Annotated in this window: 20 protein-coding genes; 15 read left to right on the plus strand and 5 right to left on the minus strand. The window is 60.6% G+C overall.

Translation table 11 applies throughout. The features are described 5' to 3' along the window. Window positions 1-318: 318 nt before the first annotated feature. Both PDO_RS23565 and PDO_RS23570 read left to right on the plus strand, forming a co-directional pair. Window positions 319-1,359 carry a 4-hydroxyproline epimerase gene (locus PDO_RS23565; RefSeq protein ID WP_007607744.1) on the plus strand — a complete coding sequence of 347 codons (1,041 nt, stop codon included), beginning with the start codon at window positions 319-321 and terminating at the stop codon, window positions 1,357-1,359. Window positions 1,360-1,535: 176 nt separating this feature from the next. Then, the gene (locus tag PDO_RS23570; protein ID WP_007607746.1) at window positions 1,536-2,270 is read left to right on the plus strand and encodes a Crp/Fnr family transcriptional regulator; all 735 of its coding nucleotides are present in this window, start codon (window positions 1,536-1,538) and stop codon (window positions 2,268-2,270) included. 8 nt (window positions 2,271-2,278) lie between these two features. On the opposite strand, the gene PDO_RS23575 is transcribed toward PDO_RS23570, so the two are convergent. Together PDO_RS23575 and PDO_RS23580 are read right to left on the minus strand one after the other, a co-directional pair. Continuing rightward, complete coding sequence (locus PDO_RS23575; RefSeq protein ID WP_007607747.1) at window positions 2,279-2,707, minus strand: RbsD/FucU family protein; 429 nt, start codon at window positions 2,705-2,707, stop codon at window positions 2,279-2,281. Continuing rightward, window positions 2,691-3,935, minus strand: a complete 1,245-nt coding sequence (locus PDO_RS23580; RefSeq protein WP_007607748.1) for an ROK family transcriptional regulator — start codon at window positions 3,933-3,935, stop codon at window positions 2,691-2,693. Before PDO_RS23580 ends, PDO_RS23575 begins: the two co-directional genes overlap by 17 nt. A 226-nt stretch (window positions 3,936-4,161) precedes the next feature. Between PDO_RS23580 and PDO_RS23585 the strand changes: the two genes are divergently transcribed. The 10 genes from PDO_RS23585 to PDO_RS23630 all read left to right on the plus strand — a co-directional run bounded on the left by PDO_RS23585 (window position 4,162) and on the right by PDO_RS23630 (window position 14,238). Continuing rightward, window positions 4,162-5,187 carry a sugar ABC transporter substrate-binding protein gene (locus PDO_RS23585; RefSeq protein ID WP_007607749.1) on the plus strand — a complete coding sequence of 342 codons (1,026 nt, stop codon included), beginning with the start codon at window positions 4,162-4,164 and terminating at the stop codon, window positions 5,185-5,187. A gap of 172 nt (window positions 5,188-5,359) precedes the next feature. Continuing rightward, window positions 5,360-6,442, plus strand: a complete 1,083-nt coding sequence (locus tag PDO_RS23590) for an ABC transporter permease (protein ID WP_007607750.1) — start codon at window positions 5,360-5,362, stop codon at window positions 6,440-6,442. Continuing rightward, window positions 6,442-7,224, plus strand: coding sequence for an ATP-binding cassette domain-containing protein (locus tag PDO_RS23595; RefSeq protein WP_007607751.1), 783 nt, complete (start codon window positions 6,442-6,444; stop codon window positions 7,222-7,224). Before PDO_RS23590 ends, PDO_RS23595 begins: the two co-directional genes overlap by 1 nt. Then, the gene (locus PDO_RS23600; RefSeq protein WP_007607753.1) at window positions 7,221-7,844 is read left to right on the plus strand and encodes a nucleoside triphosphate hydrolase; all 624 of its coding nucleotides are present in this window, start codon (window positions 7,221-7,223) and stop codon (window positions 7,842-7,844) included. The genes PDO_RS23595 and PDO_RS23600 overlap by 4 nt, the downstream gene beginning before the upstream one ends. Window positions 7,845-8,057: 213 nt before the next feature. Continuing rightward, a complete protein-coding gene (locus PDO_RS23605) occupies window positions 8,058-8,447 on the plus strand; it encodes a response regulator (protein ID WP_007607754.1) in 390 nt (129 codons plus the stop codon). Window positions 8,448-8,474: 27 nt separating this feature from the next. Next, window positions 8,475-8,969, plus strand: a complete 495-nt coding sequence (locus tag PDO_RS23610) for a putative pterin-binding protein (RefSeq protein WP_007607759.1) — start codon at window positions 8,475-8,477, stop codon at window positions 8,967-8,969. Further along, entirely contained in the window at window positions 8,969-11,230 is a 2,262-nt protein-coding gene (locus tag PDO_RS23615; RefSeq protein WP_007607761.1) for an ATP-binding protein, read from the plus strand. Before PDO_RS23610 ends, PDO_RS23615 begins: the two co-directional genes overlap by 1 nt. A gap of 17 nt (window positions 11,231-11,247) precedes the next feature. After that, window positions 11,248-12,336, plus strand: coding sequence for a response regulator (locus PDO_RS23620; RefSeq protein ID WP_007607763.1), 1,089 nt, complete (start codon window positions 11,248-11,250; stop codon window positions 12,334-12,336). A 94-nt stretch (window positions 12,337-12,430) separates the two neighbouring features. Continuing rightward, complete coding sequence (gene pyrC, locus PDO_RS23625) at window positions 12,431-13,468, plus strand: dihydroorotase (protein WP_007607765.1); 1,038 nt, start codon at window positions 12,431-12,433, stop codon at window positions 13,466-13,468. Between the two features lie 206 nt (window positions 13,469-13,674). Beyond that, the gene (locus tag PDO_RS23630) at window positions 13,675-14,238 is read left to right on the plus strand and encodes a glyoxalase superfamily protein (protein WP_007607767.1); all 564 of its coding nucleotides are present in this window, start codon (window positions 13,675-13,677) and stop codon (window positions 14,236-14,238) included. Between the two features lie 58 nt (window positions 14,239-14,296). Here the strand turns inward: PDO_RS23630 and PDO_RS27475 are convergent, their stop codons facing one another. After that, window positions 14,297-14,446 carry a DUF3096 domain-containing protein gene (locus tag PDO_RS27475; RefSeq protein WP_007607769.1) on the minus strand — a complete coding sequence of 50 codons (150 nt, stop codon included), beginning with the start codon at window positions 14,444-14,446 and terminating at the stop codon, window positions 14,297-14,299. Between the two features lie 264 nt (window positions 14,447-14,710). Between PDO_RS27475 and PDO_RS23635 the strand changes: the two genes are divergently transcribed. From PDO_RS23635 to PDO_RS23645, 3 genes are all read left to right on the plus strand, one after another. Next, a complete protein-coding gene (locus PDO_RS23635; protein WP_007607771.1) occupies window positions 14,711-15,403 on the plus strand; it encodes an orotate phosphoribosyltransferase in 693 nt (230 codons plus the stop codon). A gap of 76 nt (window positions 15,404-15,479) precedes the next feature. Next, the gene (locus PDO_RS23640) at window positions 15,480-16,406 is read left to right on the plus strand and encodes a carbohydrate kinase family protein (protein ID WP_007607773.1); all 927 of its coding nucleotides are present in this window, start codon (window positions 15,480-15,482) and stop codon (window positions 16,404-16,406) included. A 122-nt stretch (window positions 16,407-16,528) separates the two neighbouring features. Beyond that, window positions 16,529-17,065 (plus strand): hypothetical protein, encoded by a 537-nt coding sequence (locus tag PDO_RS23645; RefSeq protein ID WP_007607775.1) that lies wholly within the window; start codon window positions 16,529-16,531, stop codon window positions 17,063-17,065. Here PDO_RS23645 and PDO_RS23650 read toward each other — a convergent pair. Then, entirely contained in the window at window positions 17,054-17,452 is a 399-nt protein-coding gene (locus tag PDO_RS23650) for a VOC family protein (RefSeq protein WP_007607779.1), read from the minus strand. The two genes, PDO_RS23645 and PDO_RS23650, sit on opposite strands and share 12 nt — an antisense overlap. A 36-nt stretch (window positions 17,453-17,488) precedes the next feature. After that, complete coding sequence (gene pgi, locus PDO_RS23655) at window positions 17,489-19,117, minus strand: glucose-6-phosphate isomerase (RefSeq protein ID WP_007607781.1); 1,629 nt, start codon at window positions 19,115-19,117, stop codon at window positions 17,489-17,491. Between the last annotated feature and the right edge of the window lie 77 nt (window positions 19,118-19,194).

The following is a 19,194-nucleotide window of genomic DNA, read 5'->3' on the forward strand; positions in this document are numbered from 1 at the left end:
AAATCAGTGATCGCGCCTGCTCCGCGGCATATGACATCCGCCAGTCTGGCATGATGCTCAGCGCCGTCACCGATTGCCCCAGCCGGATTTTGGTCGTCCTTGCCATCGGTCTTGGCTTGCCTTCACGGGTCAAAAATTGTCATGGTCTGATCACCCCATCTAATATATCAGTTCATGGAAACGTTGCAGTGCGAGATTCGCCGCGCCTCACGGCGTGAAAGGCTCGACGACTGCAACGCGTGACGGTTTGGGCTGCCAATATATTCGGCAGCGTGCGGCGGGCTTGGGTAATGCCGCTTCGATACGGGGAAATTACAGATGAGATGGAAGCGGACGATACAGCTGCTCGACGTTCACGCCGAGGGTGAGATCGGCAAGGTCGCGATCGGTGGCGTGCCGAAGATCCCGGGCGACACCGTGGCGGATCAGTTGGCTTGGCTGAACACCGACCCAAAGGGCGAGGAACTGCGCCGGATGCTGGTATTGGAGCCGCGTGGTGCGCCGATCGGCTCGGTCAATTTGCTCCTGCCTCCGAAAAATCCTGCCGCAGATGCCGCCTTTGTCATCCTGCAACCGGATCAGGCGCATGCAAGCTCCGGTTCGAATTCGATCTGCGTCACCACGGCATTGCTGGAGGCCGGCATTGTCGAGATGCAGGAGCCGGAAACCATCGTCATGCTGGAAACGGCGGCCGGCCTCGTCAAGGCGACCGCGACCTGTCGCGATGGCCGCTGCGAGCGCGTCAAGCTGACCATGGTGCCCTCCTTTGTCCACGAGCTCGACGTTGCGCTCGAGACCGAGCATTGGGGCCGGATTACCTTTGATCTGAGCTATGGCGGCATCTTCTACGCCCTGGTCGATGTCGGCCAGGTCGGCCTGACGATCGAAAAGGCCAATGCCCGCGCGCTGGTCGAGGCAGGCATGATCTTGAAGCAGGAAATCAATCGGCACATTCCTGTTGTGCATCCGGAGATCCCCGCCATTTCCGGCGTCGCCTATGTCATGTTCCGGGATGTCGACCCCGATGGTGCCGTGCGCACCTGCACGACCATGTGGCCGGGCCGGGTGGATCGTTCGCCCTGCGGCACCGGCAATTCGGCCAACCTGGCAACGCTGCATGCGCGTGGCCGGGTCAAGGTGGGTGATGTCATGCTGTCGCGCTCGATCATCGGCTCGGAGTTCGAGGTCGGCCTTGCAGGCGTCACAGAAGTTGCTGGGCGTCCGGCTGTCATTCCGACGATCAGCGGCCGCGGCTTCACCTTCGGCCTGCATCAGGTTGCGCTCGATCCGTTCGATCCCTTCGAGCATGGCTTTGCGCTGACCGACGTCTGGGGTCCATCATCCGGCTCGATCGGCTGAGGCAGCGATCCTGCAGGATGGGGCGATCACCATGGCATTGCGAAATTCGTTAAACTGCAATGCAAGTTGGTAGGCTAATCGTAAGGGTCTTGTTTTTCCCCATCTTGCTATCTGCCGACGCCACCGAATATGTAGGATCGATATGTGTAAATCTCAGATTGGCAAGTAATTTCTAAATGAAAGAACTCATTGCGATAGGATCAACCCTGCTGCCGTTTCCGGCAATGCCTTCCACACTTCGCGGAAGTGCGGTGTTTTCCGGTTTAACTCTTGAAGAGGACCGGGATTGGCTGTCCCGATGTCATACACGTGCTCTTTGTGCCGGTGAAAGCCTCGTCGACTTCGAAGATGCGTCGAAGGATGTCTTCATCGTCCAGACGGGCGAGGTTCGGGCGGTTCTTCGCTTTTCGGTGGGCAAGGAAGCGATCCTCGGCACTTTCAAGCGCGGCGATATTCTCGGTGAACTGGCGGCCATCGACGATCTGAGCCGTTCGGCGAGCCTGATGGCGGTCAGCGAAGCACTTGTCACCGTTATCCCCTATGCGGTGTTCCATGACATCTTGAGGCAACGCCCGGATGTTGCCCTGTCGCTGCTGCAGCTGTTGTCGAAGCGCGTTCGCGCGATGAACGAGCGCCTGTCGGAACTGTCGTTCCTCGACACCAAGCATCGCCTCTACAACACCCTGCTGCGGCTGTCGCGCCTTCGCTCTGATGGCGGGCGTGAGCGCATCATCTCGCCGCCGCTGGTCCATGCCGAGCTGGCCGAGCATATCGGTGCCAGCCGGGAAACCGTGTCGCGGGAAATGTCGCGCCTTGCGCGCGAACAGCTCGTCGAGCGCACCAGCCGTGCCATCGTGCTGAAGAACCCGGTCGAACTGTCGAAGCGCATCTCCCGTGCGCTTGAGGGCTAAAGCCCCGATCAGGGATAGATCACGCCCTTGCGCAGGATGACATTGGCATAGAGCCGCGGTTCGCCGGTCTGGACAATTGTATGGGCCGCCTTAACCCGATTGTAGAAGTCGGCGCCGATCAGCGGCGTGACGGCGATTTTGGGTTCGTGGCGGGCGCAGCAGGCGATGATTTCCTCATGCACCGGATCGATCTGCTCGGGCTTGCCGCCAACTGTCGATCGGAAAATGGCTTCCGGCACGAAATCGTCGATCGGCATGACGCTCAACACCGCATTCAGCACCGGGACGAGATGATGGCCGTCAAGCCGCACCAGCCGGCGCCCGTGTTCCAGCGCCGGATAGTTGCCGTCGACAATGGCAATCTCGTCGCCATGGCCCATCGCGCGCAACGTCGCCAGGAGTTCGGGACTCAGGAGCGGATCAATTCCCTTCAGCATTTTCTATTTCCTTGAACAACACGGTTTGGTCGATGAGGTAGCGGGCAAAGATCGGCAGGCTGGCGCCGCCGATGGCGCGCGCCTGGGCGCCGACCGCCCCTTCGATGATCTCCGGAATGACGACGCCCTGCAGGTCGAGGCGGTTGACCGCTTCGACGGTGGCCGTCACCAGGCGGCTGCGCACCCAGTCGGGAAAGCCTCCGTCGATGATCGCGGCAGAAAAATCGATGATTGACACGGCAGCGATGACCGCTTGCGCGAGGGCTGCGGCCGTATCCTGGATCCAGATCTCCAGCGGTTCGCCGAAATCAATCCATTCCTCGGCCGCATACCAGAGCGGCTGCGGATCGATCCCGCGCTCGCGCAGCAGGTTTTCCAGAACGAAGATCGAGGCAATGTCGAGCAACTGCCGCGTTTGTCCATGCTTGTCGCGCACAGGCAGGGGGCCGATCGCACCGGCGGTTCCGGTTCGCCCGACAAACAGCGAGGAATTGACCACGATGCCGCCGCCGATGAACGAGCCGATATAGAAATAGACGAAGTCCGGATGCTGGGAGCCGGCCCCGAACACCAGTTCCGCCCCGCAGGCACTGGTTGCGTCGTTGCGCAGATAGACCGGATGGCTCATCCGGCTCGCCACCTCGGCCTGCAGGTCGACCGTGCGCCAGATCTCCATCGCACCGTCCGGCGCGCCGACCTCTTCCGCCCAGTTCCAGAGCTCGAAGGGTGCCGCGATGCCAATGCCGGCAATGCGCGCCTGGTGCTCCTCGCTCATCTGCGCTTCCATCTCGGCAATGCCCTCGCAAATGAAGGGCAGAAGATGGTCGGGATGCGGATAGCGATAGGTCCGGTGCTTCTGCATGCGGATCTGCCCTACGAAATCCATCAGCACCAGGTCCGCGCTGCGTCGGCCGATTTTCACACCGAACGAAAACACCGCTTCCGGATTGAGATACATCGGGATGGAGGGTTGCCCCACGCGGCCACGCACCGGTTCGCCGCGCAGAAGCAGCTTGTCGCTTTCCAGCGAGCGCATAATCACCGACACGGTCTGGGCGGACAATCCGGTCATCCGGGCGATATCCGCCTTCGAGTAACCGCGGTTCTGCCGGACCAGCGAAAGCACCAGCCGCTCATTGTAGGCGCGCACGCGCACCTGGTTCGAGCCGCCGCCGGCACTCACCCTGGGCGTCTGTTCCACCAGCTGTGCTTGATCATTCTGTGACACTTGAGGCCGCTCCTCCCGACCGCTCCGTCGTAACGGAGCCTTAGCAGAATGTCACAGCGATTTAATAATTCAATTGGATTTATTTATTGACAGCGAAAATGTTCTGATGTTCTAAATAGTGGCGTGGAGGAGCGGTGCCGGGTGGCGCCGAACCGGGCTGATATTGATCGGCCCGGCCGACATGCGACGGCCAGAGGAACTGGCTGAACACTTTCGGGAGGAAATTATGAAGAAATCACTGCTTACCGCTGCCCTGTCGACCCTGGCTCTCGGCGTTGTCTTCGCCGCGCCGGTACAGGCCGCAGATGTATCGGCATGCCTGATCACCAAGACCGACACCAACCCCTTTTTCGTCAAGATGAAGGAAGGTGCGACGGCCAAGGCGGCCGAACTCGGCGTCACCTTGAAGGCCTATGCCGGCAAGGTCGATGGTGACTCGGAAAGCCAGGTCGCCGCCATCGAAACCTGCATCGCTGACGGCGCCAAGGGCATTCTGCTGACCGCCTCGGACACCAAGGGCATCGTCCCCGCCGTCCAGAAGGCACGCGACGCCGGCCTGCTCGTCATCGCCCTCGACACCCCGCTGGAGCCGATCGATTCAGCCGACATGACCTTCGCGACCGACAATCTTCTTGCCGGCGAACTGATCGGCAAATGGGCGGCAGCCACCCTCGGCGACGCTGCCAAGGACGCCCGCATTGCCTTCCTCAACCTGACCCCGTCGCAGCCGTCGGTTGACGTCCTGCGCAACCAGGGCTTCATGAAGGGCTTCGGCATTGATGTCGTTGACATCAACAAGATCGGCGACGAAACCGATCCGCGCATCGTCGGTCACGACGTCACCAACGGCAATGAAGAAGGCGGTCGTACCGCGATGGAAAACCTTCTCCAGAAGGATCCGACCATCAACGTCGTGCATACCATCAACGAACCGGCAGCCGCTGGTGCCTATGAGGCGCTGAAGGCGGTCGGCAAGGAAGGCGACGTCCTGATCGTCTCCGTTGACGGCGGTTGCCCGGGTGTAAAGAACGTCGCGGAAGGCGTTATCGGTGCCACATCGCAGCAGTATCCGCTGCTCATGGCATCGCTCGGCATCGAAGCGATCAAGAAGTTTGCCGATAGCGGCGAAAAGCCGGCTGCGACCGAAGGTAAGAACTTCTTCGACACCGGCGTGGCACTCGTCACCGACAAGCCGGCTGCCGGCGTCGAATCGATCGACACCAAGGCAGGCCTGGACAAGTGCTGGGGCTGATCCCCAGCCCGGTCTGACGACGAAGTTCTGGCGGGAGACATCCCGCCAGCCAAGGTGCGAAGCGCCCGGCCCCGGCGGCGGCCCAATCCAGGCGGCTGCCCAACCCAATCAGCGGTAGGCCGGGCGTGTCCTTCGTGTAGAAAGAATTCCATAACGGCAGGGAGGATAACCCATGCAGCCGGCCAATCCCGAAACGCGGACTGCGCAGGACTTCGAAAAGGTCCTGACCCAGAGTTCGACCCAGATCGCCTCGTTTGATCGCCATGAGCGAAGCGCTCTGGAGCATTTCCAGCACTTTCTACATTCGAGCCCTGCGGCAGTTGCCTTGATCGTTCTGGTCCTGTCACTTGCGGCCTTCGGCACCATTCTCGGCGGCAAGTTCTTCTCGGCCTTCACCCTGACGCTGATCCTGCAGCAGGTGGCGATTGTCGGCATCGTTGGGGCGGCCCAGACGCTGGTGATCCTGACAGCCGGCATCGATCTCTCTGTCGGCGCGATCATGGTCCTGTCTTCGGTGGTCATGGGCCAGTTCGCCTTCCGCTACGGTCTTCCGCCTTCGCTGGCCGTACTTTGCGGTTTTGCTGTCGGTGCGGCCTGCGGCTTCATCAACGGCGTGCTTGTGGCACGCATGAAACTGCCGCCCTTTATCGTCACGCTCGGCATGTGGCAGATCGTTCTGGCGACCAATTTCTTGTATTCCGCCAATGAAACGATCCGTGCCCAGGATATCGAGGCCAATGCGCCGATCCTGAAATTCTTCGGCGAGAACGTCCGTATGGGTGGCGCAGTTCTAACCTATGGCGTCATCGCCATGGTGCTGCTCGTCGCCCTGCTGTGGTATGTCCTCAACTACACAGCCTGGGGACGCCATGTCTACGCGGTCGGTGACGATCCGGAAGCCGCAGAACTTGCAGGCGTCAACGTGAAGCGCATGCTGGTTTCGGTCTACACCTTGTCCGGCCTGATCTGCGCGCTCGCAGGCTGGGCCCTGATCGGCCGCATCGGCTCGGTCTCGCCAACAGCCGGTCAGTTCGCCAACATCGAATCCATCACCGCCGTGGTGATCGGCGGCATCTCGTTGTTCGGCGGGCGTGGATCCATTCTTGGAATGCTGTTTGGCGCATTGATCGTCGGCGTCTTCCAGCTCGGTCTGCGCCTGATCGGCACCGACCCGCAATGGACCTATCTCCTGATCGGCGTCCTGATTATCTCCGCCGTTGCAATCGACCAATGGATCAGAAAGGTAGCAGGCTGATGACCCGGGAACCAATCCTCACCGCCCGCGGACTTGTGAAACGCTATGGTCGCGTTACCGCGCTCGACAATGCCGACTTCGATCTCTATCCGGGCGAAATCCTCGCCGTCATCGGAGACAACGGTGCCGGAAAGTCTTCGCTGATCAAGGCGATTTCCGGTGCGGTCATCCCCGACGATGGCGAGATCCGCCTCGATGGGACGCCGGTGCAGTTCCGGTCGCCGATCGAGGCCCGCAAGGCCGGCATCGAGACGGTCTACCAGAACCTTGCATTGTCGCCCGCACTCTCGATTGCCGACAACATGTTCCTCGGCCGCGAGATCCGCAAACCGGGCATCATGGGCTCGGTTTTCCGTTCGCTTGATCGCACTGCGATGGAAAAGATCGCCCGCGACAAGCTGTCGGAGCTTGGCCTGATGACGATCCAGAATATCAACCAGGCGGTGGAGACCCTCTCGGGTGGCCAGCGTCAGGGGGTTGCCGTCGCGCGTGCGGCCGCCTTCGGCTCAAAGGTTATCATCCTCGATGAGCCGACGGCCGCCTTGGGCGTCAAGGAGAGCCGCAAGGTTCTGGAACTGATCCTCGATGTGCGCTCGCGCGGCATGCCGATCGTTCTGATTTCGCACAACATGCCACATGTGTTCGAGGTGGCGGACCGCATCCATGTCCATCGTCTCGGCAAGCGCCTTTGCGTCATCAATCCGAAGGACTACACCATGTCGGATGCGGTCGCCTTCATGACCGGTGCCCGCGAGGCCCCGCAGGAGGACCTTGCCGCATGAGCGGGCAGCTCGAAGCCCTGGTTGCTGAAATCGAGAAACGGGCGCAATCCAGCGCCCGTTTCATCGTCGCCATTGCCGGTCCGCCCGGAGCCGGAAAGTCGACGCTTGCGGACCGCCTCTACGAAAGGCTGCTCGCCCACGGACAGGCCGCCACGGTCCTGCCGATGGACGGCTTTCACCTCGACAATGGTATCTTGCAGGATCGTGGCCTGCTGGCGCGGAAAGGCGCACCCGAGACCTTCGATGTGCGCGGCCTTGGCGATATCCTGCGTGCCGTGCGCGCCGGCGGCGAGGTTCTCGTTCCGGTCTTCGACCGCAGCCGGGAACTGGCCATTGCCGCTGCTCGCTGTATCTCGGCGGACGATCGCATCATTCTGGCCGAGGGCAACTATCTCCTGCTGGATGACAAGCCCTGGAGCCTGCTCGCACCGCTGTTTGATTTCACCGTCTTGGTGTCACCACCCGTTAACGAATTGGAGCGGCGGCTGGTCGAGCGCTGGCAAAGTTTCGGCATGACACCCGACGAAATCGCCGAAAAGGTCGGCGGAAACGATCTTCCCAATGGTCGGCTGGTGTTACAGCACAGCCGTCAGGCCGATATGAAAATTGATATTTTCTAGATATTACAAATGCTTGGGCGATTTACACCTGTGTAAATCCTTAAGTTCTAATTAAATCGCCGGTCGCTAAAATTGTATCTATTTGCTTCAGCGAATTTCAGCCTCCTCTTGATACAACTCCTCCTTGAAAGATTAACGCTGACACCCATGTCGTGGCGGTAAAAGCCAACGGGATGGCTCGCTTTGGATCGGTGTCGGAAAGGGGAGTGTGAAATGACAATTCTGATCGTTGAAGACAACCCGACCAATGCGATGATCCTCAAGCATCTGGCGAAGAAGGTCACCGACGAGGAAATCCGCGTCGAACCGGATGGCGCATCCGCACTGGCCCTCTGCCACAGCCATGCCTTTTCCATGCTGATCGTCGATCATATGCTGCCGGGCATCTCTGGTCTGCAATTCGTCAAGGCCGTTCGCCTGATGGATCGTTATGCCGATGTGCCCGTGATCATGGTGACGGCCGATACCGAGCCGCGCCTGCGCGAAAGCGCCGAGGCCAGTGGCGTGACGGACTTCCTGACCAAGCCTGTGGAAGCAGTGGCCTTCCGCCAGCTCCTTGCCGACCATCTTGGCGCCAATACAGAACTCTCGAAATCTGCGTGAGCCGAGTTCGGGCCTGAGGAAAGAGCCATGAAGCGCATTCTCATTGCATTGCTGGCGGCAGCCATGTCGGGTGTTTCCGCATTCGCGCTGGAAGCGCCCACCGGCCTGGTCATCTTGACCGTCAAAGGCGCTGTAACCAACACCAATGTCGGCGATACCGCCGCTTTTGATTTTGCCATGCTGGAAAAGCTCGAGAGCCGCCAGGCGGTGGTGGAAACCCCGTGGACGACAGGCAAGACGACCTTCGAAGGGCCGCTTCTGCGCGCCGTGCTCCAGGAAGCCGGTGCATCTGGCAAAACACTCACTGTGCGCGCCCTCAATGATTATTCTGCAGAGATTCCCATTGTCGACGCGGAAATCGCCACCATCCTGGCAATCCGTCAGGATGGGCAACGCATGTCGGTCCGCGAAAAAGGCCCAATGATGCTGGTCTATCCCTTTGACCTTGAGCCGGGCCTGTACAACGAAAAATACTTCTCGCGTTCGGTCTGGCAGATCAAGGAAATCGAGGTCGCCAAGTGATGAACCAGCGGGCAACAGTCAAGCAGGCAGCGGGTGAGGGCAGCGTTGCCCTGATCCTGCAGATCCTGTGCGCTGTGCTCCTCTTTGTCCTGATCCTGCTGTTTGTCGATATCGCCCGCCAATACCGGATCATGGAAGACGGCGTGCGCGAAAATGCCCTGTGGTCGGTCTATCAGCTGGACCGCGAGGTCAGCACACTCGAGGACAGCCTGGCAGATCTTCGCGTCCAGCCCGCGTCCGCAAAGCTCCATGATGAACTCGCCCTGCGCTATGACATCTTGTATTCGCGCGTGGATATCGTCGAGCAAGGCAAGTTCGGCAGCTATTTTGCCGACGATCAGCAGATCCGCGGCCTGATCGCAGACATGGCTGCTGTCGTCCGTGCCCAGCAGCCGTTGTTCGATCGCTATGCTGCCGGGCGCTTGCCCACCGCTGCAGAGCTTGATGAACTCGATACGGCTCTGGCCTCTCTGGCTCTGACGTCGCAAGATCTGTTGATCCACACCAATGCCCGCCTCAGCCATGAGCGTGCCGATAGCCGCGACCTGATCCTCGGCCTGGAGCGGACCTCGTTCGTGATGCTCGGCCTGCTGATGGCTTCCGTCGTTTTCCTCGTGGTCACGCTGAACCGTCAGTTGAGATCGGTTCGCGAAACCAGCCGTGAGCTGGAGGTCATGGCCAGCCAGTTGTCGGAGGCCTATGAGGCTGCCGATGCCGGAAACCGGGCGAAGTCGCAGTTCATGGCGACCATGGGCCATGAAATCCGCACCCCCCTCAATGCCATTCTCGGCATGTCGGAATTGCTGGAGCTTTCGGAGCTGCCCGAAGACACGCTCTATAGCGTCAAGACCATTCGCTCGTCCGGCGAAGCCCTGCTCGAAGTGATCAACGAGATCCTCGATTTCTCCAAGATCGAGCACGGTAAGCTTGAGCTTGAGCAGCGGGCATTCGATGTCTGCGGGCTCGCCGAAAGCACCGTCAGCATCATCCGCGGTCGTGCCGAAGATCACAAGAACACGGTCATCCTCGACCTGCCGGAATCGCTGAACACGCTGTTCGTCAGGACTGATCCGACCCGTTTGCGCCAGGTTCTGCTCAACCTCCTGTCCAATGCGGCGAAGTTCACCCATGACGGCACGGTCACGCTGCGCCTGCGCGAGTTCTATCGCGAAGGCAAACTGATGATCCGCTTCGAGGTCGAAGATACCGGTATCGGCATTGATGAAGCCGGCCTCGACAAGCTGTTCAAGCCTTTCTCGCAGGTCGATGCATCGATCAGCCGTCGTTATGGTGGCACCGGCCTTGGTCTGACCATCTGCAAGCAGATTGTCGAAAAGCTGGGCGGCGAGCTCGGCATGAGCAGCACTGTCGGCGTCGGCAGCATATTCTGGTTCGAACTGGCGGTCGTGCCTGTCAGCCGCGAAGACATCAAGAAACTGACGGCCACACGCGACAGCGAAGAGGATCTGCCACGGCTGAAAATTCTGCTGGTGGAAGACAATCGTGTCAATCAGATCGTCGCGACGCGCTTTCTGGCAAGGCTCGGCCAGGACGTGGAAATCGCCAATGACGGCACGGAAGCCGTGGTCCTTGCCCGCCAGCAGAAGTTCGATCTCGTGCTGATGGACATGCAGATGCCGGTGATGGACGGTATCGAGGCGACGCGCCGGATCATCGCCGAGCGCGGCCCGTCGGCCGAAACGCCGATCATCGCGATGACCGCCAATGCCTCGGATGACGACCGCCGTCGCTGCCTGGATGCCGGCATGTCCGGCTTCGAATCCAAACCGGTAACCCTGGAAAGGTTGCGCAAGATGATTGCCGACGCAACAAACCCTGTCGACGAAACGGTGCTTCCGGCCACGGCCGACATCAGTGAAGAGGCCCCGGGCCTTCCACAGCCGGACTTGAGCGACGTCATGCCGCTCCAGGTTCTGCCGGGTCTCGGGATCGAGGGCCTTGATGAGGCTCGCCATGCCGAACTTGTCGATGCGCTCGGCGAGGAGGTTTTCCAGGAACTGGTCGAATCGTTCTTCGACGACGCGACATCCCTGATGGTCGATCTCAACCAGGCTGTGCAGAAGCCGGACCCGGAAAAGATCGATCGTGTTCTGCACACGATCAAGGGCGCGGCGGTAAACGTCGGGCTGAACGAAATTGCGGTAAAGGCGAATGCACTGCGGGGGCATCCGCCATCGCCTGCACAAGTCGAATTGCTGGGCGAAGAAATCCTCGCCCTTAAATTTAAATTGGTAGCCTGAGAGGCACGGAGGCGTTCATGCGTATTTTGTTGGTAGACGACAACAGTACTAATCTGAAGCTTCTGACGAAGCTCGTCGGCAAGCTCGATAATTGCGAGGCTTTGACCTATTCCAGCCCCGATGCCGTCCTGTCGGCCCTTCCGGAACTGGATTTCGACATTGCGATCATCGATTACCAGATGCCGGTGTACAATGGCGTCGAGCTCTACACCGAGATCGTGCGCTTCGAAAAATATGCCCAGGTGCCGGTCATCTTCATCACCGGTGACAAGGACATGACCACGCGCATGGCGGCGCTCAATGCCGGTGCGATCGATTTTCTCACCAAGCCGGTCAATCCAGTCGAGTTCAACGCCCGTGTGCAGAACATCGTCAGCCTGGCTCGCGCCCGCCGCCAGCTTGCCGATCAGGCCGAATGGTTGCGTCGCGAGGTGGAGCGTGCCGTGGGAGAATTGCGCGAGCGCGAGCAGGAGATCATCCATCGCCTGACGCTGGCGGCCGGTTACAAGGATCCCGACACGGCCCGCCACACCCTGCGCGTTGCCGCCTATTCCGAGGCGATCGCTGTCGAGCTTGGTCTTCCGCCACAGGTCTGCCACGACATCCGCCTGGCGGCCCCGATGCATGACATCGGCAAGGTGGCAATGCCGGATACCGTGCTGCTGAAGCAGGGGCGGTTGACCGAGTCGGAATACCGCCAGATGCAGGCGCATGCCCAGATCGGCAGCGACATTCTCGGCCAGGCACATTCCTCGCTTCTGCAGCTGGCCTCGGAAATTGCCGCCAGCCACCATGAGCGCTGGGACGGCCAGGGTTATCCGAACCGGATCACGGGCGCGGCCATTCCGATCTCCGGCCGCATCGTCTGCATCGCCGACAATTTCGATGCGCTGACGACGGAGCGCCCCTATAAGCCGGCCTGGAGCTTCGAGCGCACTGCCGAGCATATTCTCGGCCGCGCCGGCACCCAGTTCGATCCGGATTGCGTTGCAGCCTTCGAGAGGGCATTGCCGCGCATCCAGGCCATCATGGAGCAGGACAGGCGCGAGCAGGCCGAGGAAGCCGAGCGCTTGGCAATCGCATCCGGCGACCACCGGGTGGCCTGAGAACCTTTGATCGTGTCTTCGAACGTGCTAAGGGCGGCAAGCTCTGCTAGCCCAAACTCGGCTGGCCCAAGTTCTGCAAGCCGGAGGCACGTTCATGCGCTCACTGACTATCCGCCGCCCTGACGATTGGCACCTGCATCTGCGCGACGGCGCCATGATGGAAGGCGTGATCGGCGATACCAGCCGTCATTTCGCCCGCGCCATCATCATGCCAAACCTCGTGCCGCCGGTGGTCACCACCGCGGATGCCCGCGCCTATCGCGAGCGCATCGTCAAGGCGATCCCGGCCGGCGACACGTTCGAACCGCTGATGACGCTCTATCTCACCGAAGGCACGAGCCCGGATGATCTGGAAGAGGGCAAAAACAGCGGGTTGATCACGGCGGTCAAGCTTTATCCCGCCGGTGCCACGACCAACTCCCATGGCGGCGTGCGCGATTTCGAAAAGGCGATGCCGGCGCTTGAGCGCATGGCGAAGATCGGCCTGCCGCTTTGCGTGCATGGTGAGGTGACCACACCCGAAGTCGACATCTTCGACCGCGAAAAGGTCTTCATCGACACTGTGCTGGATCCGCTGCGCAAGCGTCTGCCGGAACTCAAGGTGACGATGGAGCATGTGACGACCTCAGACGGCATCGACTACATCAAGTCGGCCGAGAGCAACCTGGCCGGTTCGATCACCACCCATCACCTGATCATCAATCGCAATGCCATCCTCGTCGGCGGCATCCGCCCGCACTATTACTGCCTTCCGGTCGCCAAGCGCGAGAGCCATCGTCTGGCCCTGCGCGCAGCCGCAACCTCCGGCGATCGCCGCTTCTTCCTCGGAACGGATTCCGCCCCGCATATCGACCCGCTGAAGGAATGCGGCTGCGGCTGCGCCGGCATCTATACCTCGGTCAACACGATGAGTTGCCTCGCCCATGTCTTCGAGCAGGACAATGCGCTCGACAGGCTGGAAGCCTTCGCCTCGCTCAACGGCCCCGCCTGGTATGGCCTGCCTGCCAATGACGAGACGATCACGCTGATGCGTCGCGACGAGCCGGTCGATTTCCCGGCAAAGATCGAAACCGGTGCCGGCACGGTGACTGTGTTCGACCCGATGTTCCCGCTGCATTGGGACGTCGCCTAGGCACAATCCACAGCCGCATCGCTTGTCAGCGGCGCGACGCCCGGCTAGTTTGCGGTCAGGCCGGATGCAGCCTGCCGCCCGCAGCGGAAACGCCATGGTGAATGCATCCCAACCTGTCTCATCCACCGGGTCCCGGTAGCCAGATGACGAAGGGGTCAGCAACGCGGGCGCTGATAGCTCCATTCGTCTCTTGCAGAGGATGAAACATGCGTGATTTTCGCGATGCCAAGACAATGGCCAAGTCGCTCCGACAACGTTTGACGGAACGCGGCCTGACAATCTCCCACAGTGAAGCGCTCGAACTCGTGGCCGAACAGTTTGGCTTCGAAAACTGGAATATTCTGGCGGCAAAACTGGCTGCGGACGTTGATCGTCCAACCCCTGTCGCTCCCCAATTTGCGCCGCCCATTCCGATATTCAGGATTTTCGATGTCGCAAAGGCCCGAGAATTCTATTGTGACTATCTTGGGATGACGGTCGATTGGGAGCATCGTTTCGGCGAAGACTTTCCGCTCTATCTTCAGGTGTCGCGGGAAAACCTTGTACTGCATCTGAGCGAGCATTCGGGCGATGCCAGTCCCGGTGCCCGTATCTTCGTCTGGGTGACGGATGTCGTGGTTATCCACAAGCAGATCACGGCGCGCGCCTATCGCTTTCTCAAGCCCGGTCTGAAAGACGCAGCTTGGGGTCGCGAACTGCACCTGACCGACCCGTTCAGCAACCGTATCACCCTGTGCCAAAAGGCCGAGGGTACCACGGACGGCCTGTAACGTTGCCTGTCTGCGTTAGAATGCCCCCGCCATCCCCCGGATGGCGGGGAATGACACATCAAAGGGTTACGAGTTGTGGCCACAGTCCGGTGATGCCGACAAGGATCAGATAGATCGCCACGACATAGTTGAGCAGTCGTGGCATGACCAGGATCAGGATGCCTGCGATCAAGGCGATAATCGGCTGGATGGCGAGTGTGGCGTTCATTATGTCTTCGTCTCCTGGTTTTGAAGGTCTCGAACATTCGCTCCGAGACAATGTCGGCGGCATTCTTGACCGCGACAAGCGCCCGCCGAATAGTGCGGGTGCCGCGCCAAAAAAAGCCTGCGGCGGATTAACCCGACCGAGGCCGAATTGTTCCATGGGCGGAACGCTCTCGACCGCTTTGTAGCACGTGAGGCAAGGCAACCATCTGGTTTCGCCGTCCTCTTCCTGCTATGGGCGCATGAACCGCATATCAAGGAGCGCCGGATGACCCAGACCACATTCACCGATCCTGCCGTCATGGCTGAACTCGTCGCGAAGATGCTTTGGGAAATCAAGGCGGTGCACTTCAATGCGGCCGAGCCCTACAAGCTTTCCTCCGGCATGAAGAGCCCCGTCTATATCGATTGCCGCAAGCTCCTGTCCTATCCCCGCGTCCGGTCCGCGGTGATGGATTTTGCCGCCGCCACCCTGATGCGCAATGCCGGTTTCGAGCAGTTCGACTGCATCGCGGGTGGCGAGACGGCCGGTATCCCGTTTGCGGCACTGCTTGCCGATCGCCTCGGCCTGCCGATGATCTATGTCCGCAAGGCCCCCAAGGGCCATGGCCGCAATGCCCAGATCGAAGGCCATATGCCGGAAAACTCGCGCGTGCTCGTCATCGAGGACCTGACGACCGCCGGCGGCAGCATGTTCAAGTTCATCGAGGCTGTGCGCGCGGCAGGCGGTATCGTCGACCACGGCATTGCGCTGTTCTTCTACGGCATCTTCCCGGAGGCAGAGCAGCGCTTCGAAGACGGCAAGGTCAAGCTCCACTACATCGCCACCTGGCGCAACGTTCTCTCCGTCGCCCGCGAGCAGAAGCTTTTCGACGAACAGACCCTGTCGGAAGTCGAGGCCTTCCTCGATGCGCCGCTCGACTGGTCGGGACGCAATGGTGGGGTTTCGTCGCTCGGCTGAGCAATTGCCCAAAGTCGCGCTGGAAAAACGGAACGCTTTCGTTTAAATCGATTGAAACATCTATCGGGAGGTCGAGATGATCCTGTGTTGCGGCGAAGCGCTGATCGACATGTTGCCACGCGAAACCACGCTCGGCGAGCGGGCCTTTTCGCCCTATGCCGGCGGCGCGATCTTCAACACGGCAATCGCGCTCGGCCGTCTCGGCATCGAGACGGGCTTCTTCACCGGCCTGTCCGATGACATGCTCGGCGACATCCTGCGCGAAACACTGAAATCCTCCGGCGTCGATTTCAGCTATTGCGCCACGCTGTCGCGTCCGTGCACGATCGCACTCGTCAAGCTCACAAACGGCCAGGCATCCTACGCCTTCTATGACGAAAACACCGCCGGGCGCATGATCACCGAGGCCGATCTGCCCACCCTCGACGAGACCTGTGAGGCCCTGCATTCCGGCGCGATCAGCCTGATCCCGGAACCCTGCGGCTCGACCTATGAGGCGCTGATGACGCGCGAGCACAAGACCCGCGTCATCTCGCTCGACCCCAACATCCGCCCCGGCTTCATCAAGGACAAGCAAGCCCACCAGGCCCGCATCGCCCGCATGGCGGACATGTCCGACATCCTGAAATTCTCAGACGAAGACCTGGACTGGTTCGATCTTCCGGGCACCCAGGACGAACGCGCCGCCTACTGGCTGACGCGCGGCGCCAAACTCGTGGTGCTGACCAGGGGCGCGGAAGGTGCCACCGGCTATACCGCCAACTTCAAGGTCTCGGTTCCGTCCAACAAGGTCGAGGTGGTCGACACCGTCGGTGCCGGCGACACGTTTGACGCCGGCATTCTGGCTTCGCTGAAGCGTCAGGGACTGCTGACCAAGGACAAGGTCGCGACGCTGTCGGAAGAGGCGGTGCGCCAGGCGCTGACGGTTGGAGCGAAGGCTGCCGCCGTGACGGTGTCGAGGGCAGGGGCCAACCCGCCGACGGCGGCGGAGATCGGGTTCTGAGGTAGATCCTTTACCGCTGTTCACCGAAAGGTTTGGATATCCGTAACTTGTCTGCAGCCTATTGTGGTGTCGATCCGACTGCGATGTATCGTGTGGCGATATAGAAGCAAGTGGATCTCCGCGTGTTTGGACATGAATTTTTGCCGTCCCCAGAGTGGGCGTTGGGCAGCAAATACTACGCAATCTGGTTGGGCATCTTCATTGCTGCTTGTGCGTCCTGGGGTGCGTGGAAACTTTCGAAAACCCCGCCCGACACAAGGCTTTATAAGTTCGCGGATTTTTATTTGTCCCGGCCAGGGTACCTTTCAAGAGAAGTACGCAAGAAGATTGGGTTAGGACTTATTCCAATAGCGGGTTTCTTGACAGGTTATGCCTTGATTACCGACCTGGTGCCCTTGTCGATCACAGTGGCGCTTGGCGCGAAGACCGAGCATTTCTACACGGTAGACCGCACCGGAGTGGAGGCGGGATGCCGATCTGCGGTCTATCTTCGGGATATGCCGTTCGCCAACGATCGCATATGCGGGCTACCTGATTGGTTTCGTATCTCGCTGAAACCCGGGAACGTCCTAGCGGTCAAGGGAGTTGGAACAGGTTTGGGTATCTTTGTTGATGTAGTTCGCGTGGTTGGCGATGGCGCCGCACAATCAGGCAATTGAAGCCGCCACGAACTCCACCTTGATCCGGTCTGGATCCTCGACGAAAAGCGCATAGTACTCTGTTCCGCCATTGGCAAAGGGATGGCGGTCCTCATAGAGAATAGTCACGCCATTGGCGCGGCAGAAGTCGTAGAGGGTATCGACCGTTTTCCGATCGGGCACGCGGAAGGCGAGATGGTTTAGACCGATACCGCTCCGGTGATAGTCCCGATGGGCATGCTTCGCTGCCACTTGCACGAAAGTAAGATAGGTCCCGCTCTCGTGATCGAGTGAAAAACCATCCTCCCAACGACCGACTTCCTCATAGCCAATCTGCGTGAGCAAGGAAGTCCAGAACGCGTGCGACCCGTCCAGGTTTGAAACGTAGATTTCGACATGATGAAGCATGCTAAGTCCTTTCGGTATAAGGACGATGCGGGGCGCTCACCCCATCTTCCGCTCCGCCAGCACCCCGACCAGCCCCGCCGTAGAGCTGTCGTGCCCGGTCGCCGCCACCTTGCCCTGCACCACCGGTAAAAGCCCTGTCGCCAGTTCCTTGCCGAGCTCTACGCCCCACTGGTCGAACGAGTTGATCCTGAACAGCACGCCTTCGACAAAGACGCGGTGTTCGTAGAGCGCGATCAGGCGGCCAAGCGCAAAGGGTGTCAGCTGGTCATAGACGAAGGTGATCGACGGACGATTGCCGGAGAAGACGCGGTGCGGGGCGAGGAAGTCGGCTTCTTCGTCGGGAACACCCTTGGCGGTCAACTGACCCTTGGCCTCTGCGAGCGTGCGGCCCTTCATCAGCGCTTCAGACTGCGCCAGGCAATTGGCGATCAGCAGCTCGTGCTGGTGGCGCAGCTTCGCCTCGAAGCCGTTGGCGGCGATCATGAACTCGGCCGGGATGACGCTCGTGCCCTGGTGGATCAGCTGGTAGAAGGCGTGCTGGCCATTGGTGCCGGGTTCCCCCCAGACGACCGGGCCGGAGGCGCCTGAAACCGGCTTGCCGTCGATGGTCACGCTCTTGCCGTTCGATTCCATGTCGAGCTGCTGCAGATAGGCCGGAAAGCGCGATAGCCGCTGGTCATAGGGCAGGATCGCGCGGGTCTGGTAGCCCAGCACGTTGCGATGAAACACGCCGATTGCGCCGAGCAGCATCGGCAGGTTTTCCCGGAACGGTGCGGTGCGGAAATGCTCGTCCATCGCATGGGCGCCGTCGAGGAAGCGGCCGAAATTCTCAGCCCCGATCGCGATCATCAACGGCAGGCCGATCGCCGACCAGATCGAATAGCGTCCGCCGACCCAGTCCCAGAAGCCGAAGACACGGGTCGGATCGATGCCGAAGGCGGCGACCTTGTCGAGCGCGGTCGACACGGCGCAGAAGTGGTGCCCGACCGATGCCTCGCCGAGCGCTTCGGCGATGAAGGCGCGCGCCGTCTGCGCATTGGTCATGGTCTCGATCGTCGTGAAGGTCTTGGAGGCGACGATGAACAGGGTGGTTTCCGCCGAAAGCTGCTTCAGCGTGTCGGCGACATGCGCGCCGTCGATATTGGAGACAAAATGCAGTTTGGGGCCGTCATGGAATGGCGAAAGCGCCAGCGTCGCCATCACCGGGCCGAGATCCGAACCGCCGATGCCGATATTGACCACATCCGTGATCGCCTTGCCGGTCGCGCCTTTGATGCTGCCCGAGCGAACACCCTCGGCAAACCGACCCATGGCCTCCAGCACCCCGTTGACGTCAGGCATGACATCCCGGCCGTCGACCAGCACCGGGCGGTTGGATCGGTTGCGCAGCGCCGTGTGCAGCACCGCGCGTCCTTCGGTGAAGTTGATCGCCTCGCCGGAGAACATAGCCTCGCGCTTGGCTGCCACGCCGCCATCCGTACACAGCTGCTCGAGCAGCGCCATGACCTCGTCATTCACCGCGCATTTGGAATAGTCCATCAGCAGGTCGCCGGCTGCGGCGCTGAAGCGGCTGAATCGTGTGCCGTCGGCGGCGAAGGCGGCCCTGAGGTCGTCGGCATGTGTGGCCGCGACAGTGCTGGTCAGCTGATCGATGATGGCTTGCATGGACGGGTCCCCGTTTCGAAAACGATGGCGGGACATTATGCGGAGCACACGGCGGGATCAAGTCGGTGAAGAGCCCG

This window comes from Rhizobium sp. PDO1-076 (genome assembly GCF_000247475.1).
Classification (GTDB): domain Bacteria; phylum Pseudomonadota; class Alphaproteobacteria; order Rhizobiales; family Rhizobiaceae; genus Allorhizobium.

Bases quoted from the DNA above. Each gene is read 5' to 3' on its own strand.
- PDO_RS23565 (WP_007607744.1), top strand. From the start codon at position 319: ATGAGATGGAAGCGGACGATACAGCTGCTCGACGTTCACGCCGAGGGT.
- PDO_RS23570 (WP_007607746.1), top strand. From the start codon at position 1,536: ATGAAAGAACTCATTGCGATAGGATCAACCCTGCTGCCGTTTCCGGCA.
- PDO_RS23575 (WP_007607747.1), bottom strand. From the start codon at position 2,707: ATGCTGAAGGGAATTGATCCGCTCCTGAGTCCCGAACTCCTGGCGACG.
- PDO_RS23585 (WP_007607749.1), top strand. From the start codon at position 4,162: ATGAAGAAATCACTGCTTACCGCTGCCCTGTCGACCCTGGCTCTCGGC.
- PDO_RS23590 (WP_007607750.1), top strand. From the start codon at position 5,360: ATGCAGCCGGCCAATCCCGAAACGCGGACTGCGCAGGACTTCGAAAAG.
- PDO_RS23595 (WP_007607751.1), top strand. From the start codon at position 6,442: ATGACCCGGGAACCAATCCTCACCGCCCGCGGACTTGTGAAACGCTAT.
- PDO_RS23600 (WP_007607753.1), top strand. From the start codon at position 7,221: ATGAGCGGGCAGCTCGAAGCCCTGGTTGCTGAAATCGAGAAACGGGCG.
- PDO_RS23605 (WP_007607754.1), top strand. From the start codon at position 8,058: ATGACAATTCTGATCGTTGAAGACAACCCGACCAATGCGATGATCCTC.
- PDO_RS23610 (WP_007607759.1), top strand. From the start codon at position 8,475: ATGAAGCGCATTCTCATTGCATTGCTGGCGGCAGCCATGTCGGGTGTT.
- PDO_RS23615 (WP_007607761.1), top strand. From the start codon at position 8,969: ATGAACCAGCGGGCAACAGTCAAGCAGGCAGCGGGTGAGGGCAGCGTT.
- PDO_RS23620 (WP_007607763.1), top strand. From the start codon at position 11,248: ATGCGTATTTTGTTGGTAGACGACAACAGTACTAATCTGAAGCTTCTG.
- pyrC (WP_007607765.1), top strand. From the start codon at position 12,431: ATGCGCTCACTGACTATCCGCCGCCCTGACGATTGGCACCTGCATCTG.
- PDO_RS23630 (WP_007607767.1), top strand. From the start codon at position 13,675: ATGCGTGATTTTCGCGATGCCAAGACAATGGCCAAGTCGCTCCGACAA.
- PDO_RS27475 (WP_007607769.1), bottom strand. From the start codon at position 14,446: ATGAACGCCACACTCGCCATCCAGCCGATTATCGCCTTGATCGCAGGC.
- PDO_RS23635 (WP_007607771.1), top strand. From the start codon at position 14,711: ATGACCCAGACCACATTCACCGATCCTGCCGTCATGGCTGAACTCGTC.
- PDO_RS23640 (WP_007607773.1), top strand. From the start codon at position 15,480: ATGATCCTGTGTTGCGGCGAAGCGCTGATCGACATGTTGCCACGCGAA.
- PDO_RS23650 (WP_007607779.1), bottom strand. From the start codon at position 17,452: ATGCTTCATCATGTCGAAATCTACGTTTCAAACCTGGACGGGTCGCAC.
- pgi (WP_007607781.1), bottom strand. From the start codon at position 19,117: ATGCAAGCCATCATCGATCAGCTGACCAGCACTGTCGCGGCCACACAT.